Annotated in this window: 17 protein-coding genes; 10 read left to right on the top strand and 7 right to left on the bottom strand. The window is 69.5% G+C overall.

Translation table 11 applies throughout. The features are described 5' to 3' along the window. Nucleotides 1–14: 14 nt before the first annotated feature. From QTI68_RS26410 to QTI68_RS26395, 4 genes are all read right to left on the bottom strand, one after another. Nucleotides 15–980 carry a helix-hairpin-helix domain-containing protein gene (locus tag QTI68_RS26410; protein WP_286525895.1) on the bottom strand — a complete coding sequence of 322 codons (966 nt, stop codon included), beginning with the start codon at nt 978–980 and terminating at the stop codon, nt 15–17. Nucleotides 981–1161: 181 nt separating this feature from the next. Continuing rightward, nucleotides 1162–2139: a LysR family transcriptional regulator gene (locus QTI68_RS26405; protein WP_286525894.1), complete on the bottom strand. Its 978-nt coding sequence runs from the start codon at nt 2137–2139 to the stop codon at nt 1162–1164. A 152-nt stretch (nt 2140–2291) separates the two neighbouring features. Then, nucleotides 2292–2522 carry a hypothetical protein gene (locus QTI68_RS26400; protein ID WP_286525893.1) on the bottom strand — a complete coding sequence of 77 codons (231 nt, stop codon included), beginning with the start codon at nt 2520–2522 and terminating at the stop codon, nt 2292–2294. Between the two features lie 47 nt (nt 2523–2569). Next, nucleotides 2570–3097 carry a hypothetical protein gene (locus QTI68_RS26395; RefSeq protein ID WP_286525891.1) on the bottom strand — a complete coding sequence of 176 codons (528 nt, stop codon included), beginning with the start codon at nt 3095–3097 and terminating at the stop codon, nt 2570–2572. Between the two features lie 164 nt (nt 3098–3261). Between QTI68_RS26395 and QTI68_RS26390 the strand changes: the two genes are divergently transcribed. The 7 genes from QTI68_RS26390 to QTI68_RS26360 all read left to right on the top strand — a co-directional run bounded on the left by QTI68_RS26390 (nt 3262) and on the right by QTI68_RS26360 (nt 12865). Further along, a complete protein-coding gene (locus QTI68_RS26390) occupies nt 3262–7563 on the top strand; it encodes a GAF domain-containing protein (RefSeq protein WP_286525889.1) in 4302 nt (1433 codons plus the stop codon). Nucleotides 7564–7756: 193 nt separating this feature from the next. Then, nucleotides 7757–8113: an STAS domain-containing protein gene (locus tag QTI68_RS26385; protein WP_286509457.1), complete on the top strand. Its 357-nt coding sequence runs from the start codon at nt 7757–7759 to the stop codon at nt 8111–8113. Next, entirely contained in the window at nt 8113–8550 is a 438-nt protein-coding gene (locus QTI68_RS26380) for an ATP-binding protein (RefSeq protein WP_286525888.1), read from the top strand. The genes QTI68_RS26385 and QTI68_RS26380 overlap by 1 nt, the downstream gene beginning before the upstream one ends. A gap of 51 nt (nt 8551–8601) precedes the next feature. Next, nucleotides 8602–9225 (top strand): hypothetical protein, encoded by a 624-nt coding sequence (locus QTI68_RS26375; RefSeq protein WP_286525886.1) that lies wholly within the window; start codon nt 8602–8604, stop codon nt 9223–9225. Nucleotides 9226–9277: 52 nt separating this feature from the next. Beyond that, complete coding sequence (locus tag QTI68_RS26370; protein WP_286525885.1) at nt 9278–11140, top strand: OmpA family protein; 1863 nt, start codon at nt 9278–9280, stop codon at nt 11138–11140. A 13-nt stretch (nt 11141–11153) separates the two neighbouring features. Continuing rightward, nucleotides 11154–11648 carry a Rab family GTPase gene (locus QTI68_RS26365; RefSeq protein WP_286509461.1) on the top strand — a complete coding sequence of 165 codons (495 nt, stop codon included), beginning with the start codon at nt 11154–11156 and terminating at the stop codon, nt 11646–11648. 2 nt (nt 11649–11650) lie between these two features. Then, a complete protein-coding gene (locus tag QTI68_RS26360; protein WP_286525882.1) occupies nt 11651–12865 on the top strand; it encodes a PP2C family protein-serine/threonine phosphatase in 1215 nt (404 codons plus the stop codon). 12 nt (nt 12866–12877) lie between these two features. On the opposite strand, the gene QTI68_RS26355 is transcribed toward QTI68_RS26360, so the two are convergent. Further along, a complete protein-coding gene (locus QTI68_RS26355; RefSeq protein ID WP_286525880.1) occupies nt 12878–13471 on the bottom strand; it encodes a hypothetical protein in 594 nt (197 codons plus the stop codon). Between the two features lie 123 nt (nt 13472–13594). Between QTI68_RS26355 and QTI68_RS26350 the strand changes: the two genes are divergently transcribed. Further along, nucleotides 13595–15562 (top strand): hybrid sensor histidine kinase/response regulator, encoded by a 1968-nt coding sequence (locus QTI68_RS26350; RefSeq protein WP_286525878.1) that lies wholly within the window; start codon nt 13595–13597, stop codon nt 15560–15562. Between the two features lie 3 nt (nt 15563–15565). Here the strand turns inward: QTI68_RS26350 and QTI68_RS26345 are convergent, their stop codons facing one another. Then, complete coding sequence (locus QTI68_RS26345; RefSeq protein ID WP_286525876.1) at nt 15566–16123, bottom strand: hypothetical protein; 558 nt, start codon at nt 16121–16123, stop codon at nt 15566–15568. A gap of 20 nt (nt 16124–16143) precedes the next feature. Continuing rightward, nucleotides 16144–16365 carry a hypothetical protein gene (locus QTI68_RS26340; protein ID WP_286525874.1) on the bottom strand — a complete coding sequence of 74 codons (222 nt, stop codon included), beginning with the start codon at nt 16363–16365 and terminating at the stop codon, nt 16144–16146. Nucleotides 16366–16546: 181 nt separating this feature from the next. Between QTI68_RS26340 and glgB the strand changes: the two genes are divergently transcribed. Both glgB and QTI68_RS26330 read left to right on the top strand, forming a co-directional pair. Further along, nucleotides 16547–18442 carry a 1,4-alpha-glucan branching protein GlgB gene (gene glgB, locus QTI68_RS26335; RefSeq protein WP_286525872.1) on the top strand — a complete coding sequence of 632 codons (1896 nt, stop codon included), beginning with the start codon at nt 16547–16549 and terminating at the stop codon, nt 18440–18442. Beyond that, nucleotides 18435–20495, top strand: coding sequence for an alpha-1,4-glucan--maltose-1-phosphate maltosyltransferase (locus tag QTI68_RS26330; RefSeq protein WP_286525870.1), 2061 nt, complete (start codon nt 18435–18437; stop codon nt 20493–20495). The genes glgB and QTI68_RS26330 overlap by 8 nt, the downstream gene beginning before the upstream one ends. Nucleotides 20496–20497 lie beyond the last annotated feature (2 nt).

Here is a 20497-nt window from a genome sequence, read left to right as displayed (position 1 = left end):
CGCGTCGGCCCCGGTCAGCCGGACGCCGCCTGGTCGTCCAAGGCCAGGTCCCTGGGCGGCTCGACCCGCCGCCCTTCGTTCGCCGTGTAGGGGCTTCGCCACAGCGAGACCACCTGATCGAGCTTGGGCAGTCCGGGCTCCGGCATGGAGACGGTGGACCGGGGCGCGAACACGAAGTGCCGCGGGAGCTCCCTGGCGGACTGGCCCGGCAGCGCGGCACGCACCACCTTCAGGCCGTCGACATGGGCCTCGGTCCAGAACACGTCCTTCCACGACGTGCCGGCCGGGAAGCGCGCGGCCCAATCGGTGTTGCCCTTGACCCAGACACCGCAGACCGTGCCGAGGCGCCCGCGCCAGGCCGGCGGGCAGACGAAGACGCCGGAATCGCCCGGACGAAGCCGCAGCAGCTGCGAGGGGTAGGCGTACAGGCCCATCCAGTCCATGCTCTCGCCGACGCTGGTGTCGCGCGACTGGCGCGCCTGCTCGCTCAGCAGCTTGCGGACCTCCACGAAGCGCGGCCGACCCGGGCCCGGGCCCCCCATCGATTCCTCAGGCTCGGCGCCGGCCGGGACGGGGTCCTCCGCGCGACGCCCCTGGCCGGAACCCTCCACGCCGGCGTTGGGAAGAAAGTCGAGCCCCACGCGGATCAGCGCCTCGCGCAGCCGGCCCACGGTCTTGGCGCCGATCGCCTCTTCGTTGAGCAGTTCCTGTTCGCTGATCGCCGACAGGTCGTCGATGCAGAAGATGCTGAGGTTGCGCAGCGCGTCGCGGGCCCCGGAACGCATGGAGATCTCGTCGATCGGCGTCTCGGGGCTCAGCTGAGCCGGCATGTTGAAACGCTGGGAACCCCGGGGGCGCCAGTCGAAGGAGCGGAACTCGAAGGTCGAGCCGGAGGGGATCAGGCTGTCGCGCAGCGCATCCGCATGCTGGCGCTTGGCCTCGTGGATGGCGGTCCGGAGGGCGCCGAAACAGGCGAGCAATTGAGCATCAGGCAGTTGGGCGAGGTCATCAACGGTTCGGATCGTGCAAGACATAAACGCAGTCGCTATCGATACAGGTGCCGGTCCCGATGGACCGTGGTTGCTTGCCGAATCAACGGGCGATGTCCCAGTATTGGGACTCCGCCAGCCCTTGTCCATGCCAGGAATGGATGAACACTATTCACTTATTGAATGCAGGCATCAATGCGTAAGCCCAATCCGGCCCCTGGCCGTTCAGGTCAAGGCTCTGCATGACCTGGTTGCGAAACCAGATGTGAGCGGCGTGGCGGTGGGTGCGGTCGTGCCAGGAGATGTAGACCTCGAATTCCGGCACCTCCACCGGCAGCGCCAGCTCGGCCAGCCCGAAGCGCTCCTGGAAGCGGGCCGCCAGCGACTGTGGCAGCAGCGCCACCATGTCGGTCCTTTCGAGCAGGTGCGGCGCCGTGAGGTAATTCGGGGTGACGAAGCGGCGGTTGCGCGCCAGGCCCTGGGCCGCCAGCGCCTGGTCGACCACCTCGCCGAAGCAGTTGACCGTGTTGGGCATGATCACGACGTGCCCGAGCGCCGCGAATTCGGCCGCCGACAACGTCCGGCCGATCGCCCAGTGGCCGGCGCGCGCCACGCAGATGATGCGATCGCGAAACAGCAGCCGGTGGCGCAGTTCGCGCAGGCTGGCCGGCAGCATGCCGACCGCGAAGTCGACCTCGCCGGCTTCCAGCACCTTGTTGAACTGCGACGGATGGACTGGGTGCCGCACCGACATCGAGATGCCCGGATAGCGGCTGCCCATGTGCTGCACCAAGCCTTCCATGAACAGGCATTCGAGGTAGTCGGTGGCGACCATCCGGAACAAGTACGGCGTGCTGCCGGGGTCGAAGGCCACCGCGTTGCCCAGCAGCTCGCTCATTTCGCCCAGGATCCGCTCGGCGAACTCGCGCAGCTGGAGCGCCTTGGCGGTGGGGATGAGCCCGGTGCCGCCCTTCACGAGGATCGGATCGGCGGTGACGGCGCGCAACTGGCTCATCGCCCGGCTCATGGCGGGCTGGCTGACCGACAGCGCCTCCGCGGCGCGCGAGACATGCGAGTGGTCGACCAGCGCGACCAGGCACTTCAGGAGATAGAAATTGAGTTCGCCGCTGTCATTTCTTTTCTGCTGCATGGGTGCACGGGACCTTTGGCATGGACGCAAGAATAGGCGTCTGCATACTAAGGCGGATTTCGCACCAGGAAAGCGCCGGATGCTCCACTGCCTTGATGAAGGTCAATACCGTTCGTCAGGGGACGCCGAGGGACTCCTGGCGCGGCGCCGGCTCAGCCGAGCTTGCGGATCAGTTCCGCGCGGACCACGGCACGCGATTCGGGCCCGTCGGCGGCATCGTGAAGGCCGCGCATCATGTCGTCGTAGCAGAGCGCGAACAGGGCCTCGACGGCGCAGCGCTGCTCGTTCGAAAACGTGCCCAGGCGGGTCCAGGCATCGAGCAGCTGGGTCGACTCGGCGCACGAAACCAGGCGAAGCTCGTGCAGCTCGAGCACCAGCTTCATCTGGACTGCGCTGAGGGTTTGCCGGACCCGCACGGGCGCCCCCGTCTTCAAAAGTTGGCCTGGATGGTGGCGCCGCCCTGGATCTGGCATTCGCCGGTGCCGCCGCCCGACATGCCCTGCTGGGGCCGCAGCATGTGCAGCCGGCAGCGCATCAGGCCCCCTTGCGGGCTCTTCAGGTTGGCGATCACCTTGCCGCTGTAGACGGTGGCGAACTGCACCGGGTCGAAGCCCGGCATCATGCCCCCGCCGCCCATGCCCGCGACGCTGCCATAGCCCCAGTAGGACCAGTCGGACCAGCCCACCGGCCAGCCGCCGCCCCACATCGGCGCCATGGCCTCGCTCCGGGTCTGCTGCGTGATCTGCAGGAAGGGTCCCTGGAAGGTGGCGGTCGGCAGCGTGGCCGTCATGGTGCCGGTGATGCCGCCGTCGGTGCTCTTCCAGGAGAACAGCACCGGCTTGTCGGGCTGGCCCTTCTGCACGATCTCGCCACCCCCCGTGCCGGTGGTGGTGCAACCCGCCAGCGCCATCCCCGCCACCGCGGCCACGGCAGCGGCCCACCTCTTCAATCTGCGCATTTTGGTTCTTCCTAGTCAGCGAATTCGAGCCCCAGCGATTGTTCCGCAGCGCCTCCCAAAAGTCACGAATCGGATATACCCTTTGTTGTACAAGTCAGGCGCTAGACTGGCGCCGTGGTGCGCCGCCCGCGCACCGAGCTGCTGATCGCTGAAGGCACCTCCCCATGGCTGAGTCCCGGTCTCGCCCCCTGTCGAAGAACCCGCCGCGCGCGGGCCGGACGCTGCGCGACCCGTTCGAGCGCCTGGTCGAGGCCGGGCTGCGGCTCAACGCGCTGGCCGACGCCGGCGCGCTGCACGCGGCGCTGGTCGACGAAGCCGCCCGGCTCCTCGGGGCACAGCGGGTGCTGCTGGTGCTCGACACCGAGGCCGGCCCGCACAGCGCCGGCGCCCTGCTGCCGCCGGCCGAAGATGCCGCTGCCCTGCTCGGCGCCATCGCACCGTGGCTCGCCGAGGCCCGCCAGAGCCGCAAGCCCAGCCTGCGCCACGGGCCCGAGCACGCCGCGCCGGGCGAGCAGCGCTCCTGCCTGATCGCGCCGCTCGTCGTCCAGCGCGACCTGCTCGGTTACCTCTACGCCGACATCGAAGGCCGGCTGGGCCGGTTCGACCGAATCCACCGCGACCTGCTGGCCGCGCTGGCGCGCCAGGCGGCGGCGGCCCTGGCCCGCTGCCGCGAACGCGAGAACCTCCAGCGCGAGCTGGCCGCGCGCCAGGACGAGCTCCAGCAGCGCAACGACGGACTGGCGCTGATCAACGGCATCCAGCGCGGGATCGCGGCCAAGCTGGGCTTCCAGGCCATCGTCGACCTGGTGGGCGACCGGCTGCGCGAGATCTTCGATTCCGGCAACCTGAACATCGTGTGGTGGGACGACCGGACCAACCTGGTGCAGGCGATGTACCGCTACGAGCACAACCGGCCCCTGCCCCGGCCGCCGGCGCGGCCGCTGGACCCGGACGAGCCGATGGCGCGCCTGATGCGCACGCGCGAGGTCGGCGTGCTCAACACGCGCGAGGAGCAGACCCGGATGGGGCTGCATCCCGCGCCGGGCACCGACTGGGCCCTGTCGATGGCGGCCGTCCCGATCATCGGCAACGACCGCGCGCTCGGCATCATCTCGCTGCAGAACCACGAACGCGAATACGCTTTCGGCGCCCACGAGCTCCACCTGCTGGAAACCGTGGCCGCCAGCCTGGGCCTGGCCCTGGAGAGCGCGCGCCTGTTCGACGAAACGCGGCGCCACGCCCGCGAGATGCAGGAGGCGCTGGCCCACCAGAGCGCGGCGGCCGAGGTGCTGCAGGTCATCGGCAGCTCGCTGGCCGACCCCGGCCCGGTGTTCGACAAGATCCTGGAGTGCTGCGAGCACCTGTTCGACGGCAGCTCCTTCGCCCTGCTGATGGTCGATGCCCAGGGCAAGCTGGCACTGACCCGCTGGCAGATGACGGCCGCCGGCCGCGCCGCGGTCGGCGAAGCGCGGCTGGCGCAGCTCGCCGCCTCGATGGAGGCGAACTACCCGATGCCGCTGGCCGGCACCTCGGCCGAAGTCTCGTTCCGCACCGGCGACCTGGTGGAGTTCGCCGACGTGCTGGGCGACCCGGCGGCGCCGGTGGTGCTGCGCCGCAATGCCGAGCTGATCGGCTACAGCTACGCCAACCTGGCGGCGCCGCTGATCTGGGAGGGCCGCGGCATCGGCATCCTGAGCATGCAGCGCACCGAGACCGGCCCGTTCCGCCCGAGCGAGCGGGCGCTGCTCAAGACCTTCGCCGACCAGGCGGTCATCGCGATCCAGAACGCCCGGCTGTTCAATGAAACGCAGGTGGCGCTGCACAAGGTCGAGGAGCGCACCGCCGAGCTGACCGAGTCGCTCGAATACCAGACCGCCGTCAGCGACGTGCTGCGCGCCATCAGCGAATCGCCCGACGACGTGATGCCGGTGTTCGAGGCGATCCTGGACTGCACCATGTGGCTGTTCGAAGGCCCGACCGCCGCGATCTTCAGCTTCGACGGCCGGCAGGTCCACCTGGCGGCGGCCCGCAACTGGTCCGAGCAGGCGCTCGAGGCGGCGCGCACGGTGTGGCCGGCGCCGCCCGACCGGCGCCAGATGAACGGGCGCGTGATCCTCGAGCGCCAGGCACTGAGCATCGAGGACGCGTGGTCGGACCCCGACTACGACCGCCGGCTGGCCAACTCCGGCAACCGGCGCCGCGTGATCGCCGCCCCGATGCTCAAGGACGGCGAGCCGATCGGCGCCATCACCATGGCCTGGCCGGACCCCGGCCCGACGCCGCAGCGGCAGGTCGACCTGCTCAACCTGTTCGCCGAGCAGGCGGTGATCGCGATCGACAACGTCCGCCTGACCACCGAGACCCGCGAGGCGCTCGAGCGCCAGACCGCGACCGCCGACGTGCTGCAGGTCATCAGTGAATCGATGGAGGACGCGCGCCCCGTGTTCGACAAGATCCTCGAGAGCTGCCAGCGCCTGTTCTCCGGCACGCAGCTCGGCATCTCCCTGGTCGGCGACGACGGGATGATGCACCTGGGCGCCCATCGCGGCTCGGCCCGCGAGGCGCTCGAGCGCTACTATCCGCGGCCCATCGACCATTCGCCCATGGGCGAGGCCATGGCCGGGCCAGAGGTCCTGCACATCCCCGACGCGCTGGCCGAGCCGAACCTGCCGGTCTTCATGCGCGAGCTCGGCGAAAAGATCGGCAGCTACGCGATCATGCTGGCGCCGCTGATCTGGGAGGGCCGCTACATCGGCTCGATCCACGTCGCGCGCCAGCCCCCCGGGGCCTTCGCCGACAAGGAGATCCGGCTGCTCGAGACCTTCGCCGACCAGGCCGTGATCGCGATCCAGAACGCGCGCCTGTTCAACGAGACCAAGGAGGCGCGTGCCGCCGCCGAGGCCACGAACGAGGCCAAGAGCGCCTTCCTGGCGACCATGAGCCACGAGATCCGCACCCCCATGAATGCCGTCATCGGCATGAGCGGGCTGCTGCTCGACACCGCGCTCGACGCCGAGCAGCAGGACTACGTCTCGACCATCCGCGATTCGGGCGATGCGCTGCTGACCATCATCAACGACATCCTCGACTACTCGAAGATCGAGGCCGGCCGGATGGACATCGAGGCCCATCCCTTCGACCTGCGCGATTGCGTGGAGTCGGCGCTCGACCTGGTCAGCACACGGGCGACCGAGAAGAAGCTCGACATCGCCTACGTGTTCGAGGGCGACGTGCCGGTGGGCGTGAGCGGCGACCTCACGCGGCTGCGGCAGATCCTGCTGAACCTGCTGAGCAACGCGGTGAAGTTCACCGAGGCCGGCGAGGTGGTGCTGACGGTCAGCGCCGACACGAGGCCGGGCGGCCGGGTCGAGCTGACCTTCGCGGTGCGCGACACCGGCATCGGCCTGTCGGCGCAGGGCAAGAGCCGGCTGTTCCAGTCGTTCTCGCAGGCCGACTCCAGCACCACCCGCAAGTACGGCGGCACCGGCCTCGGGCTGGCCATCAGCAAGCGGCTGGCCGAGCTGATGGGCGGCACCATGTGGGTCGAGAGCGACGGGCCGGGCATGGGCTCGACCTTCTTCTTCACCCTCGAGGTGGCGACCTCCGATGCGCCGCCGAGCAAGCGCCGCATCGTCAGCGGCGTGCAGATCGAACTGCAGGGCAAGCACCTGCTGATCGTCGACGACAACGCGACCAACCGGCGCGTGCTGGCGCTCCAGACCGCCCGCTGGGGCATGGATTCGCGCGCCACCGAATCGCCGGCCGAGGCCCTGCGCTGGCTGGCCCAGGGCGAGCGCTTCGACCTCGCGATTCTCGACATGCACATGCCGGAGATGGACGGCGTCGATCTCGCGCGCCGCATCCGCGCCAACCACGCCAGCCTGCCGCTGGTGCTCTTCAGCTCGCTCGGCCGGCGCGAGGCAGGCGACGCCGAGTCGCTGTTCAACGCCTACCTGTCCAAGCCGATCCACCAGTCGGCGCTGTTCGACACCCTGGTGAGCCTGCTGGCGCACGAAACGGTCGCCGCCCGGCCCGCGGACAGCGCCGGCGCCAAGCCGCAGATCGACCCGACGATGGCGGCGCGGCATCCGCTGCGGATCCTGCTGGCCGAGGACAACGTGGTGAACCAGAAGCTCGCGCTGCGCCTGCTGCAGCAGATGGGCTACCGGGCCGACCTGGCCTCCAACGGCATCGAGGCGGTCGAGTCGGTGCAGCGCCAGACCTACGACGTGGTGCTGATGGATGTCCAGATGCCCGAACTCGACGGGCTCGACGCCACCCGGCAGATCTGCACGCTGTTCGAGGCCGGCCGCCGGCCCCGCATCGTCGCCATGACCGCCAACGCCATGCAGGGCGACCAGGAAATGTGCATCGGCGCCGGCATGGACGACTACCTGACCAAGCCGATCAGGGTCGATCGGCTGGTCGAGGCCCTGCACAACGTGCCGCCGCGCAAGGATCGTTGAGAACCCGAGGGCGTCCATCGGCTTGATGAGGCCCCCTTGTCGACGAGGCTGCAATTTGGGCGTAAGCTAGAAAAAGGTTCTATTTGTTGCTCAAAACAGCATCTTGTTTTCTTTTAAAAACAAGAACTTGCGTGAGAGGCAGGCATACGACGGACCCGAACAGCCCCCTATCGAAATCGACTGCGGAGAGCGTATGGATCTGAGAAGCGAGCAACTGGCCGACGGTGTCGAGAAGATCAGTCTGGTCGGGCGCATGGACAGCATCGGCGGGCATGACATCAACGTGCGCCTGTCGGCGCTGGTGGCCAACCGCAAGCTGCTCGCGGTGGTCGATCTGTCCGAGGTCTCGTTCCTGGCGTCGATCGGCATCCGCACCCTGGTCGTCAACGCGAGGGCGCAGTCGATGCGCGGCGGCGTCATGGCGTTGGCAAGTCCGCAACCGCTCGTGGCGGAGGTACTCAAGATGGCAGGCATCGACACGATCATCCCGGTGTACCCCGACGTCGACACCGCCTGCAGCGCGCTGATGGCGGGAGCCGGGAGCCGCTGATGGCCGCCACCGGCGGGGAGCCCCAAGCCTCCCTCACCGTCGGCAGCGAGTTGCGCGAACTCGCGCGCGTGAGTGCCTGGGTGCACGACTGGGCCGAAGGCCAGCGGCTGCCGCCGCGCGTCGCGCTGAACCTCGACCTCTGCTCGACCGAGGTGGTGACGAACATCATGACCCATGCCTGCAGCCAGGGCGCGCAGAACATCTTCCTGCGGCTGGGCTGGCAGGGCCAGGACGTGGCCCTGGAAGTCGAGGACGAGGGCAGCGAGTTCGATCCGCGGCAGGTGCCTGAACCGGCGCGTGCGACCAGCATCGACGATGCCCGAATCGGCGGCTGGGGCATTCCGATCGTGCGGCGCTTCTCCGACGGGCTGCGCTACAGCCACCACGACGGCCGCAACTGCCTGACCCTCCTGTTCCGGGCGTCGGCGCCGCCCTGAGCGCCTTTGATTTCACCACCCATCGTCAACCCACCACGAGGAGCATTCTCCATGGCAACTGCAGCCAAGCCTTCCATGAGCATCGACACCCAGAGCGCGCTGGCGGCGCAGGCGGCCCTGGCCGCCGGCCAACCCAACGGCGCCGGCGAGAGTTCCGGCGTCGACAAGATGCGCGAGTTGCTGTTCGGCAACCAGATGCAGGACTACGACAAGCGCTTCTCGATCCTCGAGGACCGCTTCCAGCAGCGGATGCGCGACATGGAGACCGAGTCGTCGCGCGGGCTGAGCAGCCTCGAATCGACGATGAAGAAGCAGCTCGAATCGGTCGCCGGCCAGTTCCGCGAGGAAAAGGACCTGCGCGCCGACGCCGACAAGGAGCTGGAGCGCAGCCTGCGCGACCACACCCAGACGCTCGAGAAGCGGCTGGCCCAGCTGTCCGACCAGCTGGCGCGGCAGGAGCGCGAGTTCACCGATCGACTGAGCCACGAGGTCCAGGTGCTGCGCGACGAGATGCGCAAGCGCCAGGATGACGCCCGGGCCACCACCGAGCGGATGTTCGCCGAGCTCAGCAACGTCAAGACCGACCGCAACCTGCTCGCCGGGCTGTTCGTCGAGATCGCCAAATGCCTGAACCAGGACGTCGCGCCCAAGGCCAGCAACGGCCACGGCGGCTGACTCGAATGACCGCAGCGCCAGGGGCACGGGCGCGCGCCCGAGCGGAGGCGCGGTGAACGCACGCCTGTCGCTGGCCGCGACGCACGCGCCAGGCGAGGCTTCCGACGAGGAGCAGAAGGCGCGGCTCGCCGCCCTGCTTCTGGAACTGGCGCGCTGCGTCGATCCCAGCGTCGCGGCCACCCTGCCGAGCCGCCTGGAGGCCGATCCGCGGCTGGACGCGATGCGCCGCGTGCTGCTCGAACGCGAGCGGGTGGCGCTGGCGCGGCTGCAGCAGAAGTTCGACGATCCCAAAGAGCTCGCCGATGCGGTGGGCTCGGTGCTGCCCGCGGCCTTCGCGCTGGCGGCGGCACAGGACGACCGCCTCGGTCTCGCGATCTCGCCCACGGTCGAGCGCGCCACCCAGGCGTCGATCCAGAAGAACCCGGGCCGGATGGTCGACATCCTGTACCCCGTCATGGGGCCGGCGATCCGCAAGGCCATCGCCGAGACCCTCGAGGGCTCGCTGCAATCGCTGAACCAGGCGCTCAAGCACAGCTTGTCGTGGCGCGGCCTCAAGTGGCGCATCGAAGCCTGGCGCACCGGCAGCAGCTTCGCCGAGGTGGTGCTCAAGCACACGGCCGTGTTCCGGGTCGACCACGTCTTCCTGATCCATCGCAAGACCGGCCTGCTGCTGGCGCACGTGGCGCGCGACGACGCGACGACGCGCGATCCGCAGCTGGTGTCGGCGATGCTCTCGGCGATCCAGGATTTCGTGCGCGACTCGTTCGACGAATCCGCCAGCGGCGGCGCCAGCAGCGGCGGCATCGACAGCCTGCGCCTGGGCGACCTGCTGCTGTGGTGCGAGGAAGGCCCGTCGGCCTTCCTCGCCGCCGTGATCCACGGCACGCCGCCGGCCATGGTGCGCACGCGGCTCGGCGAGACGCTGGGCTCGGTGCACGACCAGTGGCGCGGCGCGCTGGATGAATTCTCCGGCGACACGGCGCCTTTCGAAGCAGCACAGCCGCTGCTGCGCCTGTGCCTGCTGTCCCAGGCCGCGGAGACCCACAAGAAGGTCTCGCCGCTGATGTGGCTGATCCCCTTGCTGCTGCTGGGGGCGCTGGGCTGGTGGGTCGGCCAGCGGATCATCGAGCGCCGCCACGTCGACGCCTATGTGTCGAGCCTGCAGGACCAGCCCGGCATCGTCGTGATGAACGCCGAACGGCGCGACGGCAAGTGGCTGGTGTCCGGGCTGCGCGACCCGCTGGCGGCGCAGCCGGAAGCCCTGCTGGCAAAGACCGACCTCGATCCGGCGCGCATCGTCGGCCGCTGGGAACCCTACCAGGCGCTGCATCCGGCCATCGTGCTGAAGCGGCTGCAGGCGACGCTCGACCCGCCGCCGACGGTCATCCTGACGCAGGACGCGAGCGGCATCCGCGCCACCGGCAACGCGCCCCAGCGCTGGATGGAGAAGGCGCGGGCTTTCGCGCAGACCCTGCCTGCCGGCGCGCCCAAGGTCGACCTCAGCGCCCTGAAGGATGTGCAAGACCCAGATTACCTTCGCCTGCGCGATGCGATCCAGGCCCAGCTCATCCACTTCGACTTCAGCGTGCCGCGGCCCGCGGCCGACCAGGAGGCCAAGCTCGACGCCGTCGCCGGCTACATGCGCGAACTGGTCCAGGTGGCGCGCGACCAGGGCTTCCCGGTCAAGGTGACGATCGTCGGCCACGCCGACGCCACCGGCAAGGACACCTCGAATCTGGCCCTCAGCGTGGGCCGCGCCGAGGTCGTGCGCTCGATGCTGCGCGCCCGCGGCGTCGATCCTTCCGTGCTCGCGGTGCGCGGTGCCGGCCCGCTCGAACCGCTGCGCCCCGGCGCCAGCGAGGACGAGCTGTCGATGAACCGGCGCGTTTCGTTCGGCGTCAGCACCGGAGATTGAGGCACTTACACACATGCTGCAAAAGAAGATCTGCCTGCTCGGTGCCTTCGGCGTCGGAAAGACCAGCCTGGTGCGCCGCTTCGTCGACACCATTTTCTCGGACGCCTACCTGACCACGGTCGGGGTGAAGATCGACAAGAAGCTGCTCACCGTCGGCAGCGAGCAGATGGCGCTGATCCTGTGGGACATCGCCGGCGAGGACGACATCGCGGCCGTGCGGGTGAGCTACCTGCGCGGCGCGGCGGGCTACCTGCTGGTGATCGACGGCACGCGGCCCGAGACGCTGGACACCGCGGTCTCGATCCAGGGCCGTGTCGATGCCGAGATCGGCAGCGTTCCTTTCGTCGCCCTGCTCAACAAGGCCGACCTCGAGGAAGACTGGACCATCTCGATGGAGCGGATCGCGCAGCTGGAAGCCGCCGGATGGCAGTTTCGCCGCACCAGCGCCAAGACCGGGGCCGCGGTCGAGGAGACCTTCCAGGAACTGGCGGCGCTGCTCGCCCGATAGCCATGCTCGACCTGCCGGCGCGGATCTCCGACTCGCTCCTGACGCTGCTGCACGCGCAGCGCGTGCTGGCGCACCTGGTCGTCGACGACGCCCAGAACCTCGTGCAGGCGGGCGGGCACCTGGACCACTACGGGCTGACCGGCCTGCAGTCCGGCGGCCTGGCGAGCGACCAGATCCCGTTCCTCGAAGGGCTGCTGCCGCTGGTCGAGACGCCGTTCCTGATCCGTTCGATGGAAATGCCCAGCGGGCGCGTGGCCGACGTCCATTTCTTCGCCGACGACGGCACGGTCTGGATCCTGCTGCTCGACGTGACCGCGGAATACGAGGAAGCCCGGCTGGTGCAGCAGAAGGCCTACGACATGACCCTGCTCAGCCAGCGCGAGGCCCGGCTGATCGCGCAGCTCGAGGCGGCCAACCAGGAGCTGACCCTGGCCCACCGCGAGTTGGCCGCCTCGCGCGAGGCGCTGCAGGTCACGCACGACCGGCTGCAGGACGAGCTGCGCGAGGCCGAGCGCTACGTTCGCGCGATCCTGCCGCCGCCGCTCGCGGAGCCGCTTGCGGTCGATTGGCGCTTCGTGCCTTCGACCGAGCTGGGCGGCGACTCGTTCGGCTACCACTGGCTCGACGACGAGCACTTCGCGCTCTACCTGATCGACGTCTGCGGCCATGGCGTGGGTTCGGCCCTGCTGTCGGTGGCGGTCGCCGACACGCTGCGCTCGGAAGCGCTGCAGCGAACCGACTTCCGCAGTCCCGCCGCGGTGCTGACCGCGCTCAACCAGGCCTACCAGATGGAGCGCCACGGCGAGCTGTTCTCCACCGTCTGGTACGGCGTCTATCACCGGGCCACGGGCGAGCTGCGCTATGCCTCGGCCGGCCATCCGCCGGCCCTGCTGGTGAGCGGCCCCTGCGAAGCCGCCGGCGAGGGCCGGCCGCTGCCGGCCAACGGCCCCTGCATCGGCATCTCGCCGGCCGCCCGCTACCAGGAGGAGCGCTGCGTCCTGCCATCGCCGGCGCGGCTCTACGTCTTCAGCGACGGCACCTACGAGGTCGGCCGGCCGGACGGCTCCATGCTCGAGTTCTCAGCCCTCGCCGAGGCGCTTTCGCAGCCGGTCGCCGGCGGGGCGTCGGAGCTGGACCGGCTGCTGGAATGCGCGCGCGACGCCCATGGCCCGGGCGTGCTCGAGGACGACTTCACGATCCTCAAGATGACGCTCTGAGCCGGCCCCCTGCTAAGGCGCGACAGGATTGCGCTTCGCCTCCTCGAGCCGCTGGCGGCGGCGCACGTCGTCGCACTGCGGATGCTGCGTGAATTGCGGCTTCAGGCACTGGGCGGCCATGCACCTGGCTTCGGCGATGAAGCCCAGGCCGGCGCACGCCGCCCGCGGCGCGCCGGCCACCGCCTGACGTGCGCTCGGAGCGGCGGGCGGCGCCGCCGGGCGCTCCACGGCCGCGGCAGTGCCCGCGGGCGAGACCGGCGCGATCGGCTGAGGAGCGGGCGCCGGCGCGGCGACGCGCTCCGCCTCGCCGACCGGGTTCGCCTGCGCCTTGCCGGCGCTGTGGGGATACCAGCCACCCGCGCCGGCCACGAGCCAGCCCGCGGCGCCGACGAGCAGGGCCACGCTCAGCGCCGCCACGCTGACCCGCAGCCCCTTGGCGAACGGGGCCTGGGCGTGGCCCGTCGACGCCTCCCCGGGCCAGCGCAACTGCAGCGTCGGCGCAAAGCCGTCGTCGGCGCGCGGGGTCGGCAGCGTGCTGATGCACTCGATGCAGAACTTCGCGATCGCGCGATTCTCGGTATGGCACTTGGGACAGATCACGGACATTGCGCGAGCTTGAAAGCATTCGCCCGAATCGCAGCGTGCCGATTTCACGGAACAGCACGAAATGTTACATAACCGCGCCGTCGAGGACAGCCCGCGATAATCCGGTGAAAGCGAAGGGCGCCAGTGGATTACCTTTCAAATGCCGGTTCGAGCATCCAGACCGAGGAGCGGTATCGGCTGTTGGTGGATGCGGTCGTCGACTACGCGATCTACATGCTGAACCCGGACGGCATCGTCGTCAGCTGGAACTCGGGTGCCGAACGGCTCAAGGGCTTTACCGCGTCCGAGATCATCGGCAAGCACTTTTCGACCTTCTATCTCCCGGAAGACGTGCGCAACGGGATGCCGGACCATGCGCTGACGATGGCCCGGCAGGAGGGCCGCTTCGAATCCCAGGGCTGGCGCGTCTGCAAGGACGGCCATCGCTTCTGGGCCCAAGTCGTGGTCCGCCCGATCCGCGCGCCGGGGGGCGAGCTCATCGGCTACGCCAAGGTGACCCGCGACCTCAGCGAACGCAAGGCGGCCGAAGACGCCCTGATGAAGAGCGAAGAGCAGTTCAGCCTGCTGGTGCAGGCAGTGACCGACTACGCGATCTTCATGCTCGACGCCGACGGCATCGTCACCAACTGGAATGCCGGCGCGCAGCGCATCAAGGGCTACGCGCCGCGCGAGATCATCGGCACCCACTTCTCGCGCTTCTACCGCCCCGAAGACCGTGAGCGCGGCATTCCCGCCCAGGCGCTGGCGACGGCAGCAGCCGAAGGCCGCTTCGAAGGCGAGGGATGGCGGGTGCGCAAGGACGGCTCGACGTTCTGGGCCAACGTGGTCATCGACCCGATCTACGGCCCGCACGGCCAGGTGATCGGCTTCGCCAAGGTGACGCGCGACATCACCGAAAAGCGCAACGCGCAGCTGGCGCTCGAACAGGCGCGCGAAGCGCTGTTCCAGTCGCAGAAGCTCGACGCGATCGGCCAGCTCACGGGCGGTGTCGCGCACGACTTCAACAACCTCCTGATGGTCGTGCTCACCAGCCTCGAACTGCTGCGGCGCCGGGTCGCAGGCGACGACAAGCTGCTGCGCCTGGTCGAGAACGCGGTGTCGGCGGCCAAGCGAGGCGCCTCGCTCACCCAGCGGATGCTGGCCTTCGCGCGCCGCCAGGACCTGCAGCCCGCCGCGGTCGACATCCCGGCGCTGGTCGACGGCATGAAGGACATGCTCGAGCGCACGCTCGGGGCCACCATCCACATCGAGGAGGCGTTCGAGCCGGCACTGCGACCGGTGCTGGTGGATGCGCACCAGCTGGAGCTGGCCCTGCTCAACCTGGCGGTGAATGCACGCGACGCGATGCCCGAAGGGGGACGGCTCCGCTTCGCGGCATCCGAGGTGGCGTGCACGTTGACCGACCACCTGGCGCCGGGCGCCTACCTGCGACTCTCGATGACCGACAGCGGCAGCGGCATGGACGCCGCGACGCTGGCGCGCGCGCTCGAACCGTTCTTCACGACCAAGGGCGTCGGCAAGGGCACCGGCCTGGGCCTGGCCATGGTGCACGGACTCGCGGTCCAGTCGGGCGGCAAGTTCGTTCTCGAGAGCACCGAGGGCGTGGGGACGACCGCCACCCTGTGGCTTCCCGTGGCTTCGGCGAATTCGCAGGCCCTGCCCGCTGCCGCCCCGATGGCCTCGGTGCCGACGGAAGCCGCGCCCCTGGCGCCCATGGTGGTCCTGGCCGTCGACGACGACCCCCTGGTTCTCGCCGGGACGGCCTCCATGCTGGAGGACCTGGGCCATTCGGTGCTCGCGGCCTCGAGCGCCGAAGAGGCGTTGGCCATGGCCCGGGCGGCGCCGCACATCGACCTGGTCATTTCAGACCAGGTGATGCCGGGCATGAGCGGCGCGCACCTCGTCGAGGCCTTGCGCAAGAACAACCCCTCCCTGCCGATGATCCTCGCCTCGGGCTTCGCCGAGCAACCAGGCGACCTGCATCCCTCCACCGTCAAGCTCTCGAAGCCGTTCGACATGGCGCAGCTGGCACACGCGATCTCGCAGGGCTTGCGTCGAACCGGTGAGGCCCAGGGGCAGGAAGGCACCTGAGCGTCAACGCGAGCGGCTCGCCGCATCCGCGTCGACCGGCCCGATGCCGGGCGCATCGACCGGAGGGCGGCCAGGGATGCGGGCGGGATCGATGCCGAGTGCGTCGAGCACGGCGGCCGCCGAGGTCGCGGGGGCCTCGGCGGCCGGTGGCGGCGTCGACCGCGCCGCCTGCCGTGCAGGCGCTGCCGGCGCTCTCACCGCCGGCTCGATCCATCGGGCGATCGCCTGGCCCCATCGGTCCGCAGGGACGACCTGCGCCACCAGCACGGCCGCCCCGGCCAGTGCGGCGAGCACAGCCGCCTTGGCGGCGACGGCCGCGGCAGTGGTCGAGCGCCTGGTCCTCGGCTTGCGCGCGCCGGGCGCCGCCGCTGCATGACCCGGAGGCTTCAGCGGCGGTTCGTGCCGCCCTGGTGGCGTCCAGGTGGTCTCGGCCGCTTCCAGGCGCGTGCTGTCGAAGCCGAAGGCGGGCGTGCGAATGCCGGAAAACCTGCCGCCACATCCGCGGCAACGACGCGCGCGATCCGGGCTTGGGGTATGGCAGGAACTGCAATACTTCGTCATCCGCGGACCGGCGACACGCCTCAGGCGTCGATGGGCACGCCGCCTCCGTAATGCGCCACCCACACATCCCACACTTCCTGTGAAGCGGTACTGAACGGCCGCTGCCATGCGGTCATCATCTGGAGCTGCATTTGCTGGAGTTGCAGCAGCCCGGTGAAAAAGGCCTGCTGAAAGGCCAGGACCGGCTGCATCACCGGGTCGGGCGCAGACGAGGCGAGATGGGGGCTCGTCGGATATGCCATGGCACTTCCTCCTTGGCGCTCCAATTTACCGCCATCGATCGGCAGCCGGGCCGTTTGCAACGTTGCGTTTCAGTTTCCCGGGCTGCCGCAGGCCTTTCTTCGTCATCGAGTCACTGTCCGACAGGAGGATGGGTGCTTTGACGCATTTCGCCTCCGGCCGCATCGCCTAAACCCGAGATCCATGTCTCGATCCCCCGATTCCACCTTCGGCGACACGGACGCCTACCTGCTCGGGGAAGGCACGCACGCCCGTCTCCACGAGCACCTGGGCGGCCGCCTGGTCGCCGACGGCCTCGGCGCCACCTTTGCGGTCTGGGCGCCCAACGCGCGTTCGGTGTCGGTGATCGGCGACTGGAACGGCTGGGACCCGCGGGCCGACCCGCTGATCGTTCGCGCCGACAGCACCGGCGTCTGGGAAGGCCGCAGCGCGCTTGCCCGCCACGGCCAGGCCTACAAGTTCAGGATCGTCGCCGAGGGCGGCCGCGTGCTGGAAAAGGCCGACCCGCTGGCCCTCCTGAGCGAGGCGCCGCCGGCCACCGCCTCGCGGCTCTGGTCGCTCGCGCATGACTGGGGCGACCACGACTGGATGCGGACGCGCGCCGAGCGCAACCGCCTCGATGCGCCAATTTCCATCTACGAGGTCCATCCGGGCTCCTGGCGGCGTCCGGATGGCGCACTGCCCAACTATCGCGAGCTCGCGCGCCCGCTCGCCGAGCACGTGGTGTCGCTGGGCTTCACCCATGTCGAATTGATGCCGGTCACCGAGCATCCGTTCTACGGCTCGTGGGGCTACCAGACGACCGGCTATTTCGCGCCCACCGCTCGCTACGGCACGCCGCAGGACTTCATGGACTTCGTCGACCACCTGCACCAGCGCGGCATCGGCGTGGTGCTCGACTGGGTGCCGTCGCACTTCCCCGACGACGCCCACGGACTGTCCGTCTTCGACGGCACCCACCTCTACGAACACGCCGATCCTCGCCAGGGCTTCCATCCCGAGTGGCACTCGGCGATCTTCAACTACGGGCGCAACGAGGTCCGCAGCTTCCTGGTCTCGTCGGCCCTGTTCTGGCTCGACCGCTACCACATCGACGGCCTGCGCGTGGACGCGGTCGCCTCGATGCTGTACCTGGACTACGCGCGCAAGGAAGGCGAGTGGATCCCCAACCGGCACGGCGGGCGCGAGAACCTAGAGGCCATCGCCTTCCTGAATGAACTCAACCGGGCCGTCTACCGCGAACACCCCGACGCCTTCACGGTGGCCGAAGAATCGACCGCCTGGCCCCGCGTGTCGCGGCCGATCGAGATGGGCGGCCTCGGCTTCGGCATGAAATGGAACATGGGCTGGATGCACGACACCCTGGCCTTCATGAAGGAAGACCCGGTGCATCGCCGCTTCCACCACCACCGCCTGACCTTCTCGATGGTCTACGCCTTCAGCGAGAATTTCGTGCTGCCGCTGTCGCACGACGAGGTGGTGTACGGCAAGGGCTCGCTGATCGGCAAGATGCCCGGCGACGCCTGGCAGCAGTTCGCCAACCTGCGCCTGCTGTACGGCTACATGTGGGCGCATCCCGGCAAGAAGCTGCTGTTCATGGGTGGCGAATTCGCCCAGCGGCGCGAGTGGACGCACGAGGGCCAGCTGGAGTGGCAGCAGGCCGAGCTGCCGGCGCACCGCGGCGTCCAGCACCTGGTGGGCGAGCTCAACCGGCTCTATCGCAGCGAGCGGGCGCTGCACGAGCTCGATGCCTCGTCCGACGGCTTCGAGTGGATCGAGGCCGACGACCCGTCGCACAGCGTGATCGCGTTCCTGCGCCGGGCCCGCAACGGCGAGGCCGTGCTGGTGGTCTGCAACCTGACGCCGGTGCCGCGGCGCAACTACCGGCTGGGCGTGCCCAGCGGCGGCATCTGGCGCGAACTGCTCAACAGCGATACGCTCGCCTTCGGCGGCGCGGGTTGGGGAAATCTCGGCGAGGTCGAGGCCGCACCCGTGCCTTCGCATGGCCACAGGCAGGCGCTCAGCCTGACCCTGCCGCCGTTGTCCACCCTCTATCTGAAGGCGGTTGCCGATGCCTGATGGACTGCTGCCGCCCTCAACGCCGGCCGAGCCCCAGCCTCCCTTCGCGATCGACACGCCCGACGGCCGCAGCCGCGCCGTCGTCGATGCGGTGCTGCCCGCGGTGGACGGCGGCCGCTTCGCCGCCAAGTGCGTGGCGGGCGAGCACTTCCGGGTCACGGCCCATGTGTTCACCGACGGCCACGACGCGCCGCGCGTGATGCTTCAGTGGTGGAAGGACGGCGAGGCCCGCCGCCGCGAGTTGCCGATGAAGCTTCGCTACAACGACGAGTGGCATGCGGACTTCGTGCCGCCCATGGCCGGGCGCTACCGCTATACGGTGGTGGCCTGGGTCGACGCCTTCGAGTCGTGGCGCCACGAACTGGAGCGGCGGGTCGATGCCGACGACATCCGGCTGGCGGCGCGGGTCGGCGCACTGGAAATCCGGGCCGCCGCCGCACGCGCGGCGGGCACCGAACGGGAGGCGCTCGCGGATTGGGCCCTCGCGCTCGAACAGGGCGCCCAGGACCCGTCGCTGGAGGTGGCGGCGCTGAAGGCGCTGGCGCTCGACGAGGACCTGGCCGTCACCGCGGGCCGCTATCCGGACCGCCGGCTGGAGACCCGCTACGGCGCCGACCTGCCCCTGGTCGCCGATCGCGAGCGGGCCCGCTTCAGCACCTGGTACGAACTGTTCCCGCGCTCGGCCGGCGACGCGCCCGGCGCCCACGGCACCCTGCGCGATGTCGAAGCGCGGCTGCCGCTGGTCGCGGCCATGGGCTTCGACGTGCTGTACTTTCCGCCGATCCATCCGGTCGGCCGCCTGCAGCGCAAGGGTCGCAACAACGCGCTCGACACCGAACCGGGCGACGTCGGCAGCCCCTGGGCGATCGGCGCCGCCGAGGGCGGCCACAAGGCCATCCTGCCCGCCCTCGGCACGCCGGAGGACTTCCGCCACCTGGTCGCCGCCGCCCGGGCCCGGGGGCTCGAGATCGCGATGGACATCGCCTTCCAGTGCGCACCCGACCATCCCTACGTCAAGGCGCATCCCCAGTGGTTCCGCTGGCGGCCCGACGGCAGCGTGCAATACGCCGAGAACCCGCCGAAGAAGTACCAGGACATCTATCCCTTCAACTTCGAGAGCGAAGACTGGCAGGGCCTCTGGTGCGAACTCAAGAGCGTGCTCGACCACTGGATCGCCGAGGGCGTGACGATCTTCCGGGTCGACAACCCGCACACCAAGTCGTTCGCGTTCTGGGAATGGGCGATCACCGAATGCAAGCGGGCGCACCCCGAACTGATCTTCCTGGCCGAGGCCTTCACCCGGCCGAAGGTCATGCATCGCCTCGCCAAGCTGGGCTTCACGCAGTCCTACACCTACTTCACCTGGCGCAACACCAAGGCCGAACTCACGGACTATTTCACCGAGCTCGCACACGGCCCGGGCGCGGACTACTTCCGGCCCAACGTCTGGCCCAACACGCCCGACATCCTGCACGCCGCGCTGCAGGGCGGCGAGGAGGCGATGTTCAGGCTGCGGCTGGTGCTGGCCGCCACGCTGGCCGCCAGCTACGGCATCTACGGCCCGGCCTTCGAACTGCTCGAGCACCTGCCGCGCGGTCCCTCGAGCGAGGAGTATCTCGACTCGGAGAAGTACCAGCTGCGCCACTGGGACTGGGATCCCGACAGCGGCCTGCGGCCCTTCATCGCGCGGGTCAACCGCATCCGGCAGGGCAACGCGGCCCTGCAGTCCGACCGCAGTCTGCGCTTCCTGGACATCGACAACGACCAGCTGATCGCCTACCTGAAGGCCTCCGACGACGGCCGCAATGTGGTGGTGACGATCGTCAACCTCGACCCGCACAACGCCCAGTGGGGCTTCCTCTCGCTGGACCCCTCGGAGGTCGACGTGCCGCGCGACCAGCCGTTCCAGATGCACGACCTGCTGACCGACCAGCGCTTCAGCTGGCAGGGCGGACGGCACTTCATCCGGCTCGAGCCCGAGCGCGTGCCGGCACACGTGCTGGTGGTGCGCCGCCGGCTGCGCGACGAGCGCGACTTCGACTACTACATCTGAGC

This window comes from Variovorax sp. J31P207, assembly GCF_030316965.1.
Lineage (GTDB): Bacteria > Pseudomonadota > Gammaproteobacteria > Burkholderiales > Burkholderiaceae_C > Variovorax > Variovorax ginsengisoli_B.
This window is presented reverse-complemented; position numbering and strand designations above follow the sequence as displayed.